This window comes from Paenibacillus tritici (assembly GCF_018207515.1).
GTDB lineage: Bacteria > Bacillota > Bacilli > Paenibacillales > Paenibacillaceae > Paenibacillus_AQ > Paenibacillus_AQ tritici.
In genome coordinates this window covers 6,794,010-6,814,648 of sequence record NZ_CP073365.1, presented here as the reverse complement: position 1 = coordinate 6,814,648, position 20,639 = coordinate 6,794,010, and the positions used below count along the sequence as shown (strand labels likewise).

The window sequence follows — 20,639 nt, the reverse complement described above, 5'->3', positions numbered from 1 at the left end:
GCTGTAGTCGTCAACACTACATATACAAATCAAAGGGCGGACGCGGTTACTGGGATACACCCCGTGCGAAAAACCGTTCTATTGCGCTTTTCGAGCATCGCCTATTGTAACCCCCCAAAAAGTACGTGTATTAAATTACACTCACTCGAGCGCATGATTTGTAAGCTGACGATGGAGGATGGTTGGAATGGATGCTGTACGTATGTGTTGCGCGGGTCTAGACGTGCACCAGGAAACCGTTGTGGCCTGCGTGTTGAAAGGACCGATCGAACAGAAACCACAATCTCACCTGAAAACCTTTGGGACGACAACCAAAGAATTGCTAGGCCTACAAGATTGGCTGAATGAACACGGCTGCCTTGAAGTGGTGATGGAGAGTACCGGCGTGTTTTGGAAACCGGTATGGAACATCTTAGAGGGCAGTTGTGATCTTGTCTTGGCCAACGCCCAGCGGGTAAAGAATATGCCGGGTCGAAAAAGTGACATGCAAGATGCGCGCTGGTTAGCGCAATTGCACCGTTGCGGGCTCATTGAAGGCAGTATGGTGCCAGAACAGGACATCCGGGATTTGCGAGATTTGACCCGTTACCGGAGTAAGATGGTGCAGGCGGTGACGGCGGAGAAAAACCGCATTCACAAAATCCTGCAGGATGCCAACATCAAGCTAACCACCTTTATGTCCGATCTATATGGGGTTTCGGGACGGGGCCTGCTCCAGAAGATCATGGACGGCGAGGTCGTAGACGAAGTGACCGTTAAAAACCTGGTCAAAACCCGTTTAAAAAAGAAAGTTCCGCAGTTGCTAGACGCGCTCAATGGCAAGTTGCGCCGTCATCATCGGGAGATGATTCGAGACCACTGGGACCACTTGGTCTATTTGGAGAAACGGATCACGGAACTGGAAGCTCGAATCGAGGCGAAGGCAGAACCCTACCTGGAGAGGATTGAACAAATTGACTCCATTCCAGGAATTGAGCGGACATCTGCCGTGACCATCTTTGCAGAAGTGGGGCCGCATGTCGCGGAAATGTTCCCGAGTGATGCGCAGTTTGCTTCATGGGCGGGGGTGTGTCCAGGGAACAACGAAAGCGCTGGAAAGCGAAAAAAGTCAAAAACGATGCAAGGGAACAAGCATCTGAAAGGGGCCTTGTGTCAGGCGGCTTGGGCGAACTCTCGCTCCTCGAACCGGATCGGCCAATTCTTTCGACGAATACGTAAGAGACGAGGAGATAAAAAAGCAAACGTCGCCACCGCACATTTGTTGATTCGAATCCTCCATGCCCTGATGCGGGAGAAAAGGTTATACCAAGAAATAGACGTCTCACTAGGCGATGAGACGTCCAAGAAAAACCCGTTGGATCCGAACACAATTGGACTGGGTGCGCTGCGTAGGCCAAATGTAATCGAAAAACCGAACACAACTGGACTGGAAGCGCCGCGTAGGCCCAATGTAATCGAAAAACAGGCATGACAAGGCAGAGGCCTTGTCACCCCCAGGAATGAAAATAAGTGGGTGGCATCCGTCGCATCCATTCTAAAAGATGCTGTAGTCGTCAACACTACATATACAAATCAAAGGGCGGACGCGGTTACTGGGATACACCCCGTGCGAAAAACCGTTCTATTGCGCTTTTCGAGCATCGCCTATTGTAACCCCCCAAAAAGTACGTGTATTAAATTACACTCACTCGAGCGCATGATTTGTAAGCTGACGATGGAGGATGGTTGGAATGGATGCTGTACGTATGTGTTGCGCGGGTCTAGACGTGCACCAGGAAACCGTTGTGGCCTGCGTGTTGAAAGGACCGATCGAACAGAAACCACAATCTCACCTGAAAACCTTTGGGACGACAACCAAAGAATTGCTAGGCCTACAAGATTGGCTGAATGAACACGGCTGCCTTGAAGTGGTGATGGAGAGTACCGGCGTGTTTTGGAAACCGGTATGGAACATCTTAGAGGGCAGTTGTGATCTTGTCTTGGCCAACGCCCAGCGGGTAAAGAATATGCCGGGTCGAAAAAGTGACATGCAAGATGCGCGCTGGTTAGCGCAATTGCACCGTTGCGGGCTCATTGAAGGCAGTATGGTGCCAGAACAGGACATCCGGGATTTGCGAGATTTGACCCGTTACCGGAGTAAGATGGTGCAGGCGGTGACGGCGGAGAAAAACCGCATTCACAAAATCCTGCAGGATGCCAACATCAAGCTAACCACCTTTATGTCCGATCTATATGGGGTTTCGGGACGGGGCCTGCTCCAGAAGATCATGGACGGCGAGGTCGTAGACGAAGTGACCGTTAAAAACCTGGTCAAAACCCGTTTAAAAAAGAAAGTTCCGCAGTTGCTAGACGCGCTCAATGGCAAGTTGCGCCGTCATCATCGGGAGATGATTCGAGACCACTGGGACCACTTGGTCTATTTGGAGAAACGGATCACGGAACTGGAAGCTCGAATCGAGGCGAAGGCAGAACCCTACCTGGAGAGGATTGAACAAATTGACTCCATTCCAGGAATTGAGCGGACATCTGCCGTGACCATCTTTGCAGAAGTGGGGCCGCATGTCGCGGAAATGTTCCCGAGTGATGCGCAGTTTGCTTCATGGGCGGGGGTGTGTCCAGGGAACAACGAAAGCGCTGGAAAGCGAAAAAAGTCAAAAACGATGCAAGGGAACAAGCATCTGAAAGGGGCCTTGTGTCAGGCGGCTTGGGCGAACTCTCGCTCCTCGAACCGGATCGGCCAATTCTTTCGACGAATACGTAAGAGACGAGGAGATAAAAAAGCAAACGTCGCCACCGCACATTTGTTGATTCGAATCCTCCATGCCCTGATGCGGGAGAAAAGGTTATACCAAGAAATAGACGTCTCACTAGGCGATGAGACGTCCAAGAAAAACCCGTTGGATCGGTACGTGAAATATATCCAGCAGTTAGGGTATTGCGTGCAATTAAATCCTATCCAATAGTCTTCCCTTTTTCAAAAAAAACGAAACGTTTTTGGGGCGGTGGGTCTTTTTTTGTCAAAATCCAGTCTGCGGCGCATTTTCCGATACTTTTATTTTCGTATTAAACCGAACACAATTGGACTGGGAGCGCCGCGTAGGCCGAATGTAATCGAAAAACCGAACACAACTGGACTGGGAGCGCCACGTAGGCCGAATGTAAACGGAAAACCGAACACAATAAGACCGGGTGGGTTGCGTAAGCCGAATGTAAACGAAAAACATAACACAACTGGACTGGACGCGCCGCGTAGGCCGTACGTTTATCGCAGTGCCAGACCTATTTTCACAGAAAACCGAACACAATTGGACTGCGGTTATCTTGTCCCTTGGGCCTGCGCCCAACGCTGCTCCTTACGGCAATAAGACCGGGATGCCCCCGGTCTCTCTGGCTGCTGTCTTCAGGATTTATCCTTCTTGACGGCAAGCTGTACAATCATAATAACAAGAACGAGCAGTGCAATGAGCTGATCTGTACTCATGGTAGTCCGAACCTCCAATCCCAAACACAAGGATGGCTCTTCCGGACCTGCATCTCCTCTCCCAAGAAGCTGCTTCGTTCCCCTTAATCCAGCCTATGTATCCCTTCAGGCGCTTAGTACTTAAGTATATAAATAATGCCCTGCTAACCTCCCAGCAATTTTTTCTTGTACTTCAGAAGGGGCTGCTTTAGTATATATGAATTGGCTTATACTATATTTATTTTAAGGAGTGCATCGGGGAATGCTGCAGATCGAACGGGGGGCTGGATGGTGATTGTTACCGCCTGCCTGATTTTTGTTGTTACTTTGATTTTTGTGATCTGGCAGCCGCGGAATTTATCCATTGGCTGGTCCGCTTGCGGCGGGGCGATCCTGGCGCTTGCGGCAGGTGTGGTCAGCTTCGGGGATGTCCGTGATGTGACGTTGATTGTGTGGAATGCCACGCTGGCCTTTGTAGCTATTATTCTGATTTCCTTAATCCTTGATAAAATTGGATTCTTCGAGTGGGCGGCCCTGCATATGGCAGCGGCGGCGCGCGGCAATGGGACGCTGATGTTCATCTATGTGATCTTGCTGGGCGCTGTTGTGGCGACATTGTTCGCCAATGACGGGGCAGCGCTGATCCTGACGCCGATTGTGCTGGCGATGGTCCGGGCGCTGAATTTTGACGAGCGAAAAGTATTTCCCTTCATTATCGCCAGCGGCTTCATCGCCGACACCACCTCGCTGCCGCTGATCGTCAGCAACCTGGTCAATATTGTCTCCGCCGATTTCTTCGGCATCACGTTCATGCAGTACGCAGGACATATGTGGATGCCTACCTTATTCTCACTGGGAGCCAGTATTCTGGTCTTATATCTGTACTTCCGCCGCAGCATACCGAAAGCGTATGACACCGCCGGGATGAAGCTTCCGGAGGAAGCGATTAAGGATCAACGGATGTTCCGGTTATCCTGGGGCGTATTGGCGCTTTTGGTCTCCGGCTATTTCGTCAGTGAATTCCTGGACATTCCGGTGTCTGTGGTAGCAGGAGTGATTGCGCTCTGTTTCCTGCTGATGGCCCGCAGAAGTCCATACGTGAAGACCATGGAAGTGGTCAAGGGCGCGCCTTGGGCGATTGTCTTTTTCTCCATTGGCATGTATGTAGTGGTATATGGCCTGCGTAATGCGGGACTGACGGATGTGCTTGCTGAGATGATCAGCGGAATTGCGGAGCACGGGTTGTTTGCAGCCACGATGGGAATGGGCTTCCTTGCGGCGCTCCTCTCCTCGGTGATGAATAATCTGCCGACGGTGCTGATCGGGGCGCTGGCGATTGATACCGCACATGCCGCCGGGATCGTGAAGGAAGCTCTGATCTATGCCAATGTCATCGGTTCGGATCTGGGTCCGAAGATTACACCGATCGGTTCACTGGCTACGCTGTTGTGGCTGCATGTGCTGTCGGGCAAGGGTGTGAAGATCTCCTGGGGCACCTATTTCAAAATAGGCGTGATCCTGACGATTCCGACGCTATTCATCACCTTGCTGGGCTTGTATCTGGAGCTGAAGCTGCTCTAACTTAAGTACTAGAAATAGGATAAGCAGAACAAGCGGTGCAGACGGTGAGTCTGACCGCTTTTTTTGTCCTGGACTGGACTAGACCATTGGAGCTGCAAAAAATGCAACAATTCTCGCCGGATACGGACTCCTAAGCCACGATTGTTGTACAAAAGCCAGGATTCCTCCTCGTCCACACCGCCAAGCAGGGGGATTCCTGCCATTCATGCAACAATTGTCTTGAGCCTCAGGATAGTCAGATGATGAGGTTGCAGAATGTACAACATTACGCCGAAGTTCGCAGACAGCACCTCCGGCGGAGTATGAGCGAACCAGTCGGAGATAGACAGGGGATTCAGGTGGAACGCACAGCATTTCAAGAAAATATATGCGGAAATGTGATAATATTTGACTACCGGACAAATTTCCGTACGATAATCAGAGAGCAGGGTTAGAACCAATGACATTAGAGGGACAAGAACGTTACCGCTTCAGTGAAGCGCCAATATGGGAACTGCAGCGTGCCTATTATGAACAGCTCGGTTTGCAGGCCTGGGCCAATGACCAGGTTCCGCAGTATATTACAAGCAATCCGATGATTGGGACTGCTTATGCGGAGATGATCTTCGGATTTCTCCAGGACCGGGCAGAGAAGGGATATACTGCAGAACCGGTGATTGTTCTGGAGCTGGGGGCAGGAGTGGGACGTCTGGCGTTCCATGTGCTGCAGCAGTTATGTGAGCTGATCCAGTATGCGGGGGTGCTGCTGCCGCCGTTCCGTTACGTGATGAGTGATTTGCCCTGGAAGAACATTGAGGGCTGGCAGAAGCATGAAGGTCTGAAGCCTTTTGTGGAGCAGGGGATTCTTGATTTCGCCCGCTTTGATGCGGTGCAGGATACAGAGCTGTCCCTGACGCAGAGCGGAATAGTGATTAAGCCCGGGGAGCTCGGGCAGCCGCTGATGGTGATCGCCAACTACTTCTTCGATAGTATTCAGCAGGAGCTGCTCTATATTGATGAAGGCAAGATTTATGAATGTGAGGTTTCGTTGAAATATCCCGAGCAGTCCGGCTCGATGAGCACGTCCGAAGTACTGCGGGATCTGGTGCCGGAATATCATTACAAGCGGGCCGAAGGCTATGAGGACCCTTCATACAAGTACCATGAAGTGATTTCGTTCTATCTGGACAAGCTGGAGGATTCACATGTGCTGTTTCCGGCTGCGGCCTTGTCCTGCATGGAGCGTCTGGGGGCACTCTCCCGGGGAAGCTTCCTGCTGCTGACTGCCGATAAGGGAGACCACCGGCTGGAGAACTGGGAGTTTGCCGAGCCGCCGAAGCTGATTCACCACGGCAGCATCTCGCTCACGGCGAATTATCATGCGCTGGTGCATTATTTTGAACGGAAGGGCGCACTGCCCCAGTTCACGCAGCATCATTATAAGAATCTGAATGTGGGCTGCATCCTGATGCTGGAGGAGCCGATGCTGCATCCTCATACACGTCTGGCCTACCGGCGGTTCGTGGAGCGGTTCGGGCCGGATGACTTCTTCAGCCTGAAGGTGTGGATTGACAAGAATTACGATACGATCGGGATGCAGCAGATTCTGGCCTTCTGGCGGCTGGGCGGCTATGACGCCGAGCTGTTCATCCAGAGTGCGGAGCGCATCTCCGCGCTGCTGCCCGATGCCAGCGATGAAGAGCTGCTGGACCTTCAACGGGGCATTGAGCGGATGTGGAAGGGCTTCTACCCGATGCCGCAAAAGTATGATCTGGCGCTGGACTGCGGCCTGCTGCTGTTCGAGATGGAGCAGTACGGGGAATCCCGCCGCTTCCTGGAGCATTCGCTTGCGTCAAGTGAGGAGGAGCCGGTAATTACCGTGCTGTACTGCCTGGCGATCTGCAGCTACGAGCAGGAGGATGACGAAGCGGCGCTGGATTACACGCGCAGATCGCTGCTAATTGAGCCGGAGCATGAGGAAGCACTGGAGCTTTTGGCGGCGCTGAGCCAGGGGCCGGAAGAAGCGTAACCGGCAGGCTATAAGGGCAGCCGGCCGTTATTAGACTTTACAGTTTGTGTGAGATTTGATATTCTGTATCCAACAATTTGCAAACGCGATGACGAGAAGAGTATATTCAGTTCTTCCCTCACAGAGAGCTCCGGCTGGTGTGAAGGAGCAGGGAAGGCTGAGTAGAAACAAGCCTCTGAGCGGTGTATCGGAACCGGCAGCAGCCGGGGATGGTGCGACAGGTGCTCCTGTTACAGAGCTAGAGTATAAGCCCTGCCTTGCCGGCGGCGCCGTACTTGATGAGATTAATATGGCGACATATTAATGAACCTGGGGTGGTACCGCGAGAATCTCGTCCCCAAGACTACAGTCTTGGAGGTGAGGTTCTTTTTTGTGGTCCCGTAAGGGCAGGTATCACCCATATACAGGAGGAGATCGAATGACTGACGTTAATGTTAATGAGAATGAATCCGCCGTGCCGGAGAATTATATGGACAGGCTAATCAGGGAAGATATAGAGGAAGGGGTCTTCAGCAGGGAGATCTGCACAAGGTTTCCGCCGGAGCCCAATGGCTATCTGCATATCGGAAGTGCTTTTGCTATACACACGAACTATGAGATTGCACGTAAGAACGGCGGCAGATTCCATCTGCGCTTCGATGATACCAACCCGCTGAAGGAGGATATGGAATACGTGAAGGCCATCACCCAAGACATCGAATGGCTGGGCTGCAGCCCGGGAGAGCATGTCTATTACGGTTCTGATTATTCAGAGGAAATCTGCCGCAGCGCGGAAGTGCTCATTCAGAAGGGGAAGGCATATGTCTGTGACCTGAAGGCGGAGGAGATGACGGCCTACCGGGGGACATTAACCGAGCCGGGGACAGATAGTCCTTACCGGGACCGCTCGCCGGAAGAGAATCTGCGGCTGTTCAGAGCGATGCGTAACGGCGAATATCCTAATGGCGCCAAAGTGCTGCGGGCCCGGATCGACATGGCCTCGCCGAACATCAATCTGCGCGACCCGGTGCTGTACCGGATCATTCACGCAGAGCATTACCGTACGGGCAATGCCTGGTGTATCTACCCGATGTATGATTTCGCCCACCCGATTCAGGATGCGCTAGAAGGGGTGACCCATTCGTTATGCTCCATTGAATTCAAGGATCACCGGCCGCTGTATGAATGGGTGCTGAATGAGCTGGATATCCCGGAGGCGCCGAGGCAAAGGGAATTCGGCCGGGTGAATCTTACAGGAGTGGTCACAAGCAAACGTTATCTCCGGGCACTGGTAGACGGGAACTACGTGGACGGCTGGGATGATCCGCGTCTGCCGACGCTCCGTGGTCTGCGCAGACGCGGGTTTACACCGGAGAGCATCAAGGATTTCGTACAGGAGATCGGAATGGTCCGTAATACGGCGATGGTCGATTACTCACTGCTGGAGCACTGCGTCAGACAGGATCTTAAGGCCAAGGTTCCTGCGATCATGGCTGTGCTGAATCCGCTGAAGGTTGTGCTCACGAATATTGAAGCCGGGACCTCTGAATGGCTTAAGATGGATAACAATAGCGAAAATGCTGAGCTGGGGACAAGAGATGTTCCGTTCTCCGGCACCCTCTATATCGAGCGGGAGGACTTCATGGAGGTACCTGCCAAGGGCTTCCGCAGACTTGTCTTGGGCGGTGAGGTACGGCTGAAGGGCGCATATATTATCCGCTGCAATGAGGTCATTAAGGACGAGGCGACGGGAGAGATCATGGAGCTGCGGTGCACCTATGACCCGGATACCAAGAGCGGCGGTCCTCTAAGCGGCCGGAAGGTCAAAGGAACGGTTCAATGGGTCTCTGCCGCCCATGCGCTCAAGTGTGAGGTATACCTGTATGAGCAGCTGCTCAACGATAACAACGGTCCGAAGGAGGAGGGGGAGACCTGGGAGCAATATATCAATCCCCATTCTGTGACTCTGCTTAAGGATTGCCTGCTGGAGCCTTTCGAAAATACACCGCAGCCCGGGGACAAATTCCAATTTCTGCGCCACGGGTATTTTTGTATCGACAGCAAGCGCAGCAGTGAGCAGAAGCTGGTGTTCAACCGGATCGTTCCGCTCAAGGATACCTGGAAAGGCAAAGCGGGGAAATAAACGGCAAGATGTTGCAAATTCCGGATCCAGAAGTGTGGAACTAACCCGGCTGCTGCTGAATTTTTAAATTCTGGATTAAATTCTGGATAACTGAAATTAACCAAACGGCGATTCTTCTATTCATGGAGGATCGCTGTTTTGCGTGGTACGCCCGGTATAGGTGTTACTTTTATTTGAATGTTTTAATGGGATACCGCTAAAACAACGGTCCATCCGCGGAGCGTCCACTCAAGTGCCCGCCCATGCGTCCACCCATGTGCTCCTGTAAATCATAAGTCTCAGAATGGGTAATAACATATGGGCTGGAGCATCACTTTCCAGGGGCGTGCACATAATATAAGATGCAGCGGCCGGCGGATAGCATAGCTGTCTGTAATCATCGTGACATTTCGTATGAAAAAAACCAATGAAAATACATTTACATTTCTCACACAGCGGATTATAATAAACTCAGATCAAATGTTGCACCAGGGAAACTTTCGTGTGTATAGACAACTTTTTCCGGGCAAGAGGAGGGACAGAAATGATGGAGCAGAATACAGCAGTAGAATCATCCACAATACTAAAAAGCCATACCAATAAACATTCGGCACAGTCGGTGCTTGATGGAGATGTCAAAGGACTGAAGCGGCTGCTTCCGTTCCTGGGCCCGGCTTTTATCGCTTCCGTAGCGTACCTGGACCCCGGCAATTTCGCCACTAATATTACAGCAGGCTCGAAATACGGGTATCTCTTGCTATGGGTTATCTTTGCTTCGAATCTGATGGCCGTTCTTATTCAATCCTTATCCGCCAAGCTTGGTATTGCTACCGGTAAGAATCTGCCGGAGGTCGCGCGGGAGAAATTCCCGAAGGGCGTGTCGGTCTTCTTATGGATACAGAGTGAGCTGGTCATTATCGCTACCGATCTGGCAGAATTTATCGGGGCAGCCCTCGGACTGTACTTGCTGTTCGGTATACCGATGCTGCCGGCTGCACTGATTACCGCAGTAGGGTCGTTCGCGATTCTGGAGCTTCAGCGGCGTGGTTACCGTACCCTTGAGGCCGGGATAGCCGGCATGGTAATGATTGTTGTGCTGGCCTTTGCGTTCCAGGTCATTATGGCGAAGCCGGATGCGGGCAGCATTGTTACAGGGATGTTTACCCCCAGATTTGAAGGTGTGGACAGCATCCTGCTGGCGGCCGGGATTCTCGGCGCAACGGTTATGCCCCATGCGATCTATCTGCATTCCTCGCTGACCCAGAGCCGGGTTGTGGGGGCAGATGAGCGGGAGAAGAAACAGATTTTCCGGCTGGAGTTCATTGATATCCTGATTGCAATGCTGATTGCCGGTGCGGTGAATATGGCCATGGTGATCGTGGCAGCGGCGCTGTTCTTCAAGAACGGTCTTGTTGTTGAGGATCTGGATATCGCCTTCGAGCAGTTCCGCAATCTGGCAGGACCCGTTACGGCAATCTCCTTCGGCCTCGGCCTCCTGATCGCAGGTCTGTCAAGCTCGTCGGTCGGTACGATGGCCGGTGATGTGGTGATGCAAGGCTTCATTAATAAAAAAATCAATCTCTACCTCCGGCGGGCGATTACGATTATCCCACCGCTGACGATTATCGCCTTCGGCATTAATGCGACCACCGCACTCGTGATGAGCCAGGTCGTTCTCTCCTTCGGGATTGCCTTCGCCCTGATCCCGCTCGTGATCTTCACCAGCGACCGCAAGATCATGAAGGGCCTGGTGAATCACCGGATCACCACCACTCTGGGCTGGATCATCTCCGCTCTGGTGGTATCGCTGAATTTGTTCTTGATTGTAGAGATGTTTGTGTGAGCTGTGAGCAGTGGTTCTCCCGATGGGAGGATCGCTGCTTTTTTGCTGCAGGGACAGAAGAATTCCCCTGTTTTTAAACAGTATATCCCATTCATAGCCCAGCCTATCCTTTGCTATAATTAATGTGTTTAAGATATTTCGGAACACAGGTCGCAGTGCCAGGGGAGGAAGCCGCCATAACCGGAAGCTGGAGAGGATTGCGTTCCATCCGCAGCAAGCTGATTGCTACCGTACTCATCGTAATTGCCCTGCCGACACTGATCGTGCTGTATGACTATTTCACAACATCGGTCAGAGTGGTGGAGCAGGAGGTCTATGCCGCCAATCAGAGCCTGGTGGAGCAGGCGGCGATGACGATTAATGATACAGCCAAACGGATGATACAGGCGACGTATCTGCTGGAGGCCGATATGGCCCAGTCCTTCGGCTCGAATACCTTCAATTGGGATTACGGGAATGCCGAGGCGATGGGAGCTATTTTTCAAATTCAGAAGAAGATGGGGTACCTGAAGGATATCCTGCTGGGTAACAGCGCCTTCATCGGACTGGTCGATGCTGAAGGCAGTGTGGTGACGACCCTCAACAATTTCAACCGCGGGGCAACCGGCACGATCATCCGCGAACCCTGGTTCATAGCGGGGATGGAGCTGAAGGGCTATCCCTATTGGGAAAGAGTCTACCGGCTGCCAGCCAATCTGGGGTATACCGAGAATGCCCCCGATAAGGAGTTCATCCTACTGTCGCGTTCCTTCGCCTTCGAATCGTCCATCCGTAACTGGGGACTGGTTATGGTGGCCATACCCGTAAGCCAGTTCTATGGCATTCCCTCCAAAGGGCTGCCTGACAATACGCAGCTGCTTGTTCTGGATAAAGGGGGAACCCTGTACGACATCTACGGCAAGGAGCAGTATTCGCTGACGCCGGAGCAGGCGGAAGACTCCAGGCATAGCGGTTCTGTGATGAGGAAGCTGACGCTGGGTAAGGAGACCTATCTAATGAATGCAGCGTCCGTGCCGCAGGTAGGCCTGTCCATTGTCTCCCTGCAGCGGATGGGGGATTTCTCGGCTCAGCTGGATAACTCCCGGACGAAGTCCATCGCACTGTTCCTGTTGTTCTTCGGCGTGGGGATCATTATCGTGATCTACATTCTGCTGCGGCTGACCAAGCCGCTCTATGCCCTGGTGCGCTCGATGAGCAGGGTGGGCAGCGGCAACTTCAGTACCAAGGTGGAGGTGCGCGGCAAGGATGAGATCGCCCTGCTCGGCAGCCATTTCAATAAAATGGTCGGGCAGCTCGAAGAGCTGATCCATCATGTGGCGGAGGAGCAACGGCAGAAGGAGGAGGCGCATTTCCAGGCGCTCCAGGCCCAGATTAACCCCCACTTCCTGTTCAATACGCTCAATTCCATCAAGCTGATGGCTATGCTCTCGGGTACCAACCGCAATGTCAGCGATATGATTACGGCGCTCGGGAAGCTGATGGAGTTCTCCATGAAGCAAAATACGCTGTTCGTCACGCTGGGTCAGGAGCTGGAGTATCTGGAGCTGTACATGTCTCTGCAAAAAATCCGGTATCACGATGATGTTACGGTCTCTGTTGAGGTCCCGGAGGCCCTGCTGGATTGCACGGTGCTGAAATTCACGCTCCAGCCGCTGGTGGAGAACAGCATTATCCATGGGTCGAAGCTGCCGCTGCATATCCGCATCGAGGCGGAATGCTCCGGTCAATACATCCTTATTCACATCAGGGATAACGGAAAAGGGGTCTCGGAGGAAACCCTGCGGATGATTGCCAATCAACTGCAGCAGGATCATGTGAAGACCAGCGGCATCGGGCTGCTGAATGTGGACAGAAGAATCAAAATCCATTTCGGGCAGCAATGCGGCATCCTCCTGTCCCGGCCGGAGGCGGGCGGACTACAGGTGACGGTGCGGATTCCTTATCGGAAGGAGCTGGAAGGATGACAACACGCCTATTAATTGTGGATGATGAAATTCTGGTCCGGGTGGCGCTCAAGACGCTGATTCCCTGGGAGGCGCACGGTTTCGAGATCATCGGGGAAGCCGCGAACGGGGTGGAGGCCCTGGAGCTGCTGAACCGCGGGACCTGCCAGATCATTTTGTCCGATATCCGGATGCCGGAGATGAACGGTCTGGATCTCATGAATCATGTCCGGGTGAAGTGGCCGGCGATTAAGTTTATCATTTTATCCAACCATAATGACTTTGAATATGTGCAGAAGGCGCTGCGGCTGGGGGCTGCTGACTATACGCTGAAGCTGGCTTATACGCCGGAGGAGCTGCTTGACAAGTGCAAGCGGCTTCAGCAGTTCTTCCACAATGAAGAGCAGGAGCGTACAGAGAAGGATAAGCTGGATTATAAAATAAAAGCTCTGGAGCGGAAATCCGCCGAGCTGACGCTGCTTGATTTACTGGTGAAGCAGAGATCGAAGCTAGAGGTGGACCATTTGCAGCGAGACGGGAACCTGCCGCCTTTTGTCACGGAGGGCTGCCGGGTGATTGTGGCGGGTGTCGATCATTACCGGCAGGTCCTGGAGGAGAACCGCTTTCAAAGTGAGCAGCTGCTGTTCTATACCGTCAGTAATATTTTTGCGGAAATATTGAAGAAATATGACAAGTGCCAGCTCGTAGACATGCATAACCGCAAGCTGGTGATTCTGGCCGGCGCTTATTCGGAGGGGATGCTGGAGGAGCTTATGGTGGCGGGCAGCACCTTTGCCAAGGTGAAGGTGAGCTTCGGCGTGTCCGGGGACTACTGCAGCCCTTATCAGTTAAATGAAGGCTTCCGGCAGGCGGATCAGGCACTGGCCCGGCGTTTTTTTCATGAAGACTGCCCGATCCTGTACCCGCTGGCTGAGGCGGATGAGGTTCAGCCCAAGGTGAGTATTCTGAAGAGCGGGCACTGGAGCAGCTTGCTGGACACGGGGGAGCAGGCGGTTATTCTGGAGGAATTGCGGCGCTGGATTGCCCGGCTGCAGGAGGAGGAAGGGATGGGAACCGCCTGGGTCAGAGAGCAGTGGCTGCAGTGGCTGCATCTGGTCTGCCAGCATATGGGACCGTCCGATCATATTCTGTACGTCATGCCTGAGCATCAGGGGAAGTATCCCTTCGATGTGATCCGCAACGCGGAGACGCTGCGGGAGATCGGCCACTGGTTCCTGGGTTGGCTGCCCGAAGCTATCGCGCTGACAGGGCAGAATAGCCAGCCGGTATACCGCGATGAGGTGAAGCAGATGATCACCATCATGGAGGAGGAGTATGCTTCGTCCTTGAAAGTGGCCGATCTGGCCAGACGGACGGGGTTCGCCGAGAATTATCTCAGTGTGATGTTCAAGAAGGAGACCGGGGTGAAGATTGTGGATTATCTGACCCAGATCCGGATGCAAAAGGCGCGGGAGCTGCTGCGCAATCCCACGTACAAAATATATGAAATAGCCGAGATGGTCGGCTACGCCGATTCCAATCATTTCAGTAAGTATTTCAAAAAAATAGAGGGATTATTTCCGCTGGAATACCGCAAAACGATGACCGGCCGCAAGCAGGGCAGCTTGGAAAATCCCTCTAAGACCAAAGAATAAGCCGTTCGTTATTGAGCAGCGCTCTGATATAACTAAGTTGTGTTACTGTTCAATTAGCGAAAGGGGAAATCATAATGAAGCGTGGATTAACCTTAAGTCTGTCCTCTGTCCTGCTGACAAGTGTCCTGTTAAGCGGCTGCGGAGGCAATAACGGGAATACGGCCGGGGGCCCGGACAAGGCGCCGCAGCAGAGCGCCAAGGCCTCCGGGGAATCGAAAACGGTTACACTGAAGTGGTGGGGCGGCGTACCTGAAGAGAATGGTCCCAAGGCGGTAGCGGACCGCTGGAACGCTGAGAACACGGATATCAAGGTTGAATATGTCCGGTTCGTCAATGATGATCCGGGCAATGTGAAGCTGGAGACGGCTCTGCTGTCGAACACGGATGCTCCTGATTTGTTTGTCAATTACGCCGATGCCCATCTGGAACGCCGCATCAAGGCCGGGATGGTAGAGCCGCTGGAGGACCTGATTAAGTCCAGCGGGTTTGACCTGGAGGGAATCATCGGCTCAGAGAACATTACGAAGGTGGACGGCACCATCTATAACCTTCCAGGCTCCAGGGATGTGAAGTTCGTCGCCTTCAACAAGGCTTCGCTGGATGCCATCGGAGAGAGCATCCCGGAGCCGGGCTGGACCTGGGATGACTATGCGGCTCTGGCCGGCAAGCTGACGAAGGAGGGGCAGTACGGGGCGTTCTTCACGCCCACCTGGGAGCCGATTGCCTTCGATGTGCTGAATTCAGCCCAGCCGAAGGATGCCTATTATGCCGCAGACGGCACATCTAACTTCGGGCATGAAGCTTTTCGCAAAGGACTTGAGCTGCAGAAGAAGCTGATTGACGGCAAGAAGGTGATGCCGTATGCGGAAGGGGTGGCCAATAAGGCCCAGCCGCAGGATGAACTGCTGAACGGACGAACGGCTTCTACCTATACCTCCGCTTACTTTGTCCGTTACATTAAGGATGACACCGCCTACCCGAACCGCGAGTACCAGATTGCCTTCGCGCCGATGCCGCAGTGGACGGCAGGGGGCAACATCAACAACACCAAGCTGAACGATATGACCTCGATCAATGCCAAGAGTCCGAACAAAGAGGCAGCCATGAAGTTCCTGAGCTGGTTCCTGACCGAAGGGAATACCGAGATGCTTCCCGGCGGGCGTATTCCTTCCAGCAAGAAGGCCGATGTTGCGCAGGTGGCGGAAGCGGTTATGGGCGACAAGGCCCAGTATTTCGATAAGGACTCCTTCGTGAAGCTGCTGAATACAGAATATACGAACACCGAGATCACCCAGACTGCGGGTCTGACCGAAATGCGTAAAGCCTTCATGGAAGAAGCCGAGAAGTACTTCATGGATGCCCAGGATCTGGACACTACGGTAGAGACGATCAAGCAACGGGCCGACGAAGCGATTGCTGCTGCGAAGTAGTTCTGGCTGCAGCTCCTGAGACAGATGAATACGATACATGGCCGTTCCCGGAATTTCCGGGAGCGGTTTTTTTTGCAAACCTAAGAATTTCCCGCTGAATCAGCAGCAGTGAACACCACAGAATATCACGGTTTAAGCACAGTTTAAGACATTCAGGGAGCAGCGTACCGCCTCTATAATACGGATATAAGGAGTTGAGTATATGAGAGACAAAACGAGGGAGAATGTGGCCGGTTACCTGTTTATCCTTCCGAATCTGCTGGGCTTCGCCGCCTTCATCCTCTTCCCTATGGTGTTCAGCTTCGTCCTTATCTTCACGGACTGGGACTATCTGAAGGGGATGAGCGGCTTCAGCTTTGCCGGTCTCGGCAACATCGTCAAGCTTGGGGAAGACCCTATAGTCTGGAGATCCCTGCTGCATAACGTGGTCTTCTCCTTGACCAGTGTACCGGTGGCGCTGGGGCTTGGCCTGCTGCTGGCCGTGATATTGAACAGGTTCGTATATTTGAAGACTGCGATCCGTACCATGATTTTTCTGCCTTATATGAGCAGCATTGTAGCTATTTCTGTGGTCTGGAGAGTCCTCTACAATCCTTCACAGGGACCGGTTAACTCGGTGCTGAAGGCGCTGGGTGTAGACCATCCGCCGGGCTGGCTGTCCAGTCCGGACTGGTCGCTGGCGGGCATCATCCTCATGACCATCTGGACGTATATCGGCTATGCGATGATTCTGTATATGGCCGGTATTCAGGGGATTTCCAAGGATTTGTACGAAGCGTCAGAGATTGACGGGGCCAGCGGGCTGAAAAGCTTTCTGCACATTACTGTGCCGATGCTGAAGCCGACTACTTTTTTGACAGCGGTTACGCTGATTATTTCATCCTTCCAGGTATTTGCCTCGGTGCAGGTGATGACGAACGGCGGGCCGATGCGGTCCTCCAGCGTGCTTGCGCTGTATATCTATGAGCAGGCCTTTGAGCTGCGGAATATGAGCTACGGGGCTACGGTGTCCTGGCTGCTGTTCCTCTTCATATTCGTCGTGACGCTGGTGCAGTGGCGTTCTCAGCGAAGCTGGCAGGATCAATTCTAGGAGGAAGGGTGAGGTAGTTGTACAAGCGCAGTGCTTACAAGTTGGCCGCCAAAATATCAATGACAGCGGTATTCCTTCTGATCGGAATACTGATGCTGCTGCCGTTCCTCTGGATGCTCTCGGCATCCTTCAAGAACACCTCGGAGCTGTTCCGCTATCCGATCGAATGGATTCCGGATACGCTGAACACCGCGAATTATGAGAAGGTCTGGAACGGGGCCGTCTCGTTCAGCGTGTATTACAAGAACTCGGTCAAGATTACCTTCTTCCAGGTGCTCGGCTCGCTGATTACCAGCTCCATGGCCGGTTATGCCTTCGCCAAGCTGCGGTTCCGCGGCAAGGAGACTATCTTCCTGCTCTATCTGGCAACCATGATTATTCCCGCCCAGGTGTTCTTTGTCCCGCGGTTTATCTTATTCGACAGCCTGGGCCTGGTCAATACCCATCTGGCGATTATTCTGCCGGGGATGTTCACCGTGCTGGGCACCTTCATCATGCGGCAATTCTTCAGTACGCTGCCTGGTGAGCTGCTGGAGGCGGCTAAGGTAGACGGAGTCGGATACTGGCGAATGTTCTGGCAAATCTGCCTTCCGCTGACCAAGCCGGCGCTGGTCACCCTGCTGATCCTGACGTTCACCTGGCACTGGAATGAATATGAGAACCCGCTGATCCTGCTGCGGGACCGCGATTTGTTCACCATCCCGCTTGGCCTGACTACCTTCACGGATGAGAACGGTACGGATTATCCGCTCATTATGGCGGCTTCCGTGTCGGCCTTGGCACCGCTGGTGCTTGTGGTTACCATTTTTCAGCGCTGGTTCGTGGAGGGGATTGCCAGTACGGGGCTTAAGGGTTGAGGGGTGAAGAGGTAGAGAGTCTGGAGAGCTGAGGAGCTGGAGAGCCGGAGAGCCGGAGAGCTGGAGAGCTGGAGAGCTGGAGGGTTGGAGAGTTGGAGAGCCGGAGAGCTGGAGAGCTGGAGAGTTGGAGAGCTGGAGAGTTGGAGAGCTGGAGAGTTGGAGAGCTGGAGAGCTAAAGAGCTGTAATTACAGACACGGAGGGGATGACGTTATGATTCACACTAAGGAGCAGTATGAGTTCGTAGTAATCGGCGGAGGGATGGCCGGATTCTGTGCAGCCGTTGCCGCCGCCCGGCACGGGGCACGGACCTGCCTGATCCAGGACCGGCCGGTGTTCGGGGGCAACAGTTCGTCAGAGATCCGGGTGACGCTGCACGGGGCAGCGGCCTTTCATACGTATGCGAAGGAGACCGGGATTATCTCCGAGCTGTTTATTGAAGAACGGGCGCGCAATCATGAGGAGATTACCGAGAACGGCTGGACGAACAGTGTCTGGGATATGACGATGTACGATATGGCCGTGAATACACCGAATCTGTCCTTTCATCTGAATACCTCGGTTCATGAGGTAGTGATGAAGGAGGACAGGGCGATTCAATCTATCCTGGCGCGGGTCGCCAATGCAGAGACGAATATAGAGATCGCGGCTGATCTGTTCATTGATTGTACCGGCGATGGCGTGATTGCCGATCTCGCAGGCTGTGAGTGGAGAATGGGCACAGAAGGGCGGGAGGAGTTCAATGAGCCTCATGCGCCCGGGCTGGCGAGCGGGGACACGATGGGGAACTCGATTCATTTCAAGGCCAAGGATATGGGGCGGCCGGTTCCTTTTACCGCTCCGGCTTGGGCGACTTCATATGAGGATGCGGCTTATTTCTATGACCAGGGGCGGATACCCTACGATGTCCGCAGCGGATACTGGTGGATCGAGATCGGAGTGCCCTGGCATACGATTACAGAGGCCGAGGATATCCGGCATGAGCTGACCAAGCATACGCTGGGCATCTGGGACTGGATCAAGAACCGTGATCCCAAGACGAAGGAGCTTGCAGCGAACTACGCGCTGGACTGGATCGGGCAGGTGCCGGGCAAGCGGGAGAGCCGGCGGATTATGGGCGAATATTTCATGACCGAGCATGATCCGGTGAACCGCAAGGTGTTCGAGGACGAGATCGCCTACGGCGGCTGGTTCCTGGATCTGCACACTCCGGGCGGCCTGCTGGCCGCCACCAGTGAACATGCCAGCTCAGAGGGCTATAACGAGACTTCAGAATATGCAATCAAAAGCTACTGCGGCCCGTATGGCATCCCCTTCCGGATCATGCTGGCCCGGGATGTGGATAATCTGATGATGGCCGGCCGCAATGTCAGCGTGACGCATGCCGCGCTGGGGACTGTGCGCGTCATGGCCACATGCGCACTGATGGGCCAGGCTGCGGGAACAGCGGCGGCCATTGCCTTGAGGACAGGAATAGGCATCAAGGCGGTTACCACTGATGCGATGCAGGAATTGCAGCAGACGCTGCTGCGCGACGGCTGCTTCCTGCCGAATGTGGAGAACCGCGATGCGGGTGATCTGGCCCGGCAGGCTGCGGTCACGGCCAGCAGCGAGGTGCTGGTCTACGGCGCTGGGCCGGAGACCGGGACTTCCCTGCCGAAGCTGAGCGAATGGAATGACCGCAAGGATTGGAGCGGGGAGGATGAACGGCTGCTCAGAAGACGCGGCCAGTGGATCGCAGTGTCCTCTCCGCAGCTCGACAGCCTGGCGGTCTGCCTGAGCAACCTCACGGATCAGCCCCAGGAGGTGGACGCGGTGCTGCTCCAGGTGGACCATATCTGGGATTACCGCTCGGAGCCGGAGGAGGGTCGGCTGGCCTCCTGTACACTGACCGTTCCCCCGGGGGGAAGGCACTGGATCGAATGGGCCAGCCCGGCCGGAGCCGCAGAGGGGCTGAAGCCGGGCAGGTATGTCCGGCTGGATCTGGCCGCGAATCCCCAGGTTATCTGGCATGCGGCGGGCGCGATTATCCCCGGCCATATCAGCGCCTTCGAGATGGGCGGCGGCAGAATGCGGCGCTTCGAGAAGGGCATGACGATGAGCTACCGTATCGCTCCGCCGCAGCAGCCGTTCGGGGCAGGCAATATTGTCAGCGGGGTCAACCGGCCTTACCGGTACACCAACCTCTGGCGCTCCGACCCCGTGCAGCCGTTGCCGCAGTGGATTCAGCTAACTTGGGAGAGCGAACAAGAAATAGGTACAGTAGAGATTACCTTTGCCGGTCATTTGTTCCGGGAGTATCATGCCTATGGCCCGTTTTACCATGATCCGCAGTGTGTCAAGGATTACCGTATCCAGTCCTGGACGGGCGGAGCGTGGAACGATGTCATTCATGCCGTGAATAATTACCAGCGCCATGTACGCCACAAGCTGCCCGGCTCCATTCGGACCCAGAAGCTGCGGATTGTGATTGAAGCTACCAACGGCGACCCTTCGGCGGCTGTATATGAAGTTCGCTGCTATGAATAGAAGAGCCTAATCCCTGTTCCACTTGGGGGGCTGTCCCGATATTGGCCATGAAAAAAGGCTGATGGGGATAGCCCTCTATTTCTTAGGGTGGCGGTAGGTTAGATGGTAGAGGGTAGATGGTAGATGGTAGATGGTAGATGGTAG

At 53.9% G+C, this 20,639-nt stretch carries 12 protein-coding genes and 1 other annotated feature; all 12 genes read left to right on the top strand.

What is annotated here, in order from left to right; all coding sequences use genetic code 11:
• The first annotated feature begins 187 nt into the window (after positions 1-187).
• The 12 genes from KDC22_RS29165 to KDC22_RS29110 all read left to right on the top strand — a co-directional run bounded on the left by KDC22_RS29165 (position 188) and on the right by KDC22_RS29110 (position 20,495).
• Positions 188-1,471 carry an IS110 family RNA-guided transposase gene (locus tag KDC22_RS29165; RefSeq protein WP_211721225.1) on the top strand — a complete coding sequence of 428 codons (1,284 nt, stop codon included), beginning with the start codon at positions 188-190 and terminating at the stop codon, positions 1,469-1,471.
• A gap of 259 nt (positions 1,472-1,730) precedes the next feature.
• On the top strand, positions 1,731-2,963 hold the full coding sequence (locus KDC22_RS29160; protein ID WP_211721224.1) for an IS110 family RNA-guided transposase: 1,233 nt from the start codon (positions 1,731-1,733) through the stop codon (positions 2,961-2,963).
• A gap of 785 nt (positions 2,964-3,748) precedes the next feature.
• Complete coding sequence (locus KDC22_RS29155) at positions 3,749-5,041, top strand: arsenic transporter (RefSeq protein WP_281424944.1); 1,293 nt, start codon at positions 3,749-3,751, stop codon at positions 5,039-5,041.
• Between the two features lie 439 nt (positions 5,042-5,480).
• Positions 5,481-7,049 (top strand): tetratricopeptide repeat protein, encoded by a 1,569-nt coding sequence (locus tag KDC22_RS29150; protein ID WP_211721223.1) that lies wholly within the window; start codon positions 5,481-5,483, stop codon positions 7,047-7,049.
• Between the two features lie 79 nt (positions 7,050-7,128).
• Positions 7,129-7,391: a binding site (T-box leader), on the top strand.
• 76 nt (positions 7,392-7,467) lie between these two features.
• Positions 7,468-9,171 (top strand): glutamine--tRNA ligase/YqeY domain fusion protein, encoded by a 1,704-nt coding sequence (locus tag KDC22_RS29145; RefSeq protein WP_211721222.1) that lies wholly within the window; start codon positions 7,468-7,470, stop codon positions 9,169-9,171.
• 526 nt (positions 9,172-9,697) lie between these two features.
• Positions 9,698-10,993: an Nramp family divalent metal transporter gene (locus tag KDC22_RS29140; RefSeq protein WP_246553798.1), complete on the top strand. Its 1,296-nt coding sequence runs from the start codon at positions 9,698-9,700 to the stop codon at positions 10,991-10,993.
• 197 nt (positions 10,994-11,190) lie between these two features.
• The gene (locus KDC22_RS29135) at positions 11,191-12,957 is read left to right on the top strand and encodes a cache domain-containing sensor histidine kinase (RefSeq protein WP_211721220.1); all 1,767 of its coding nucleotides are present in this window, start codon (positions 11,191-11,193) and stop codon (positions 12,955-12,957) included.
• Entirely contained in the window at positions 12,954-14,591 is a 1,638-nt protein-coding gene (locus KDC22_RS29130) for a response regulator (RefSeq protein ID WP_211721219.1), read from the top strand. Before KDC22_RS29135 ends, KDC22_RS29130 begins: the two co-directional genes overlap by 4 nt.
• A gap of 74 nt (positions 14,592-14,665) precedes the next feature.
• Positions 14,666-16,021, top strand: coding sequence for an ABC transporter substrate-binding protein (locus KDC22_RS29125; RefSeq protein ID WP_211721218.1), 1,356 nt, complete (start codon positions 14,666-14,668; stop codon positions 16,019-16,021).
• Between the two features lie 202 nt (positions 16,022-16,223).
• Positions 16,224-17,111, top strand: a complete 888-nt coding sequence (locus tag KDC22_RS29120; protein ID WP_173138845.1) for a carbohydrate ABC transporter permease — start codon at positions 16,224-16,226, stop codon at positions 17,109-17,111.
• Positions 17,112-17,170: 59 nt separating this feature from the next.
• Positions 17,171-17,968: a carbohydrate ABC transporter permease gene (locus tag KDC22_RS29115; RefSeq protein WP_173138843.1), complete on the top strand. Its 798-nt coding sequence runs from the start codon at positions 17,171-17,173 to the stop codon at positions 17,966-17,968.
• 211 nt (positions 17,969-18,179) lie between these two features.
• Positions 18,180-20,495 (top strand): FAD-dependent oxidoreductase, encoded by a 2,316-nt coding sequence (locus KDC22_RS29110; RefSeq protein WP_211721217.1) that lies wholly within the window; start codon positions 18,180-18,182, stop codon positions 20,493-20,495.
• Positions 20,496-20,639 lie beyond the last annotated feature (144 nt).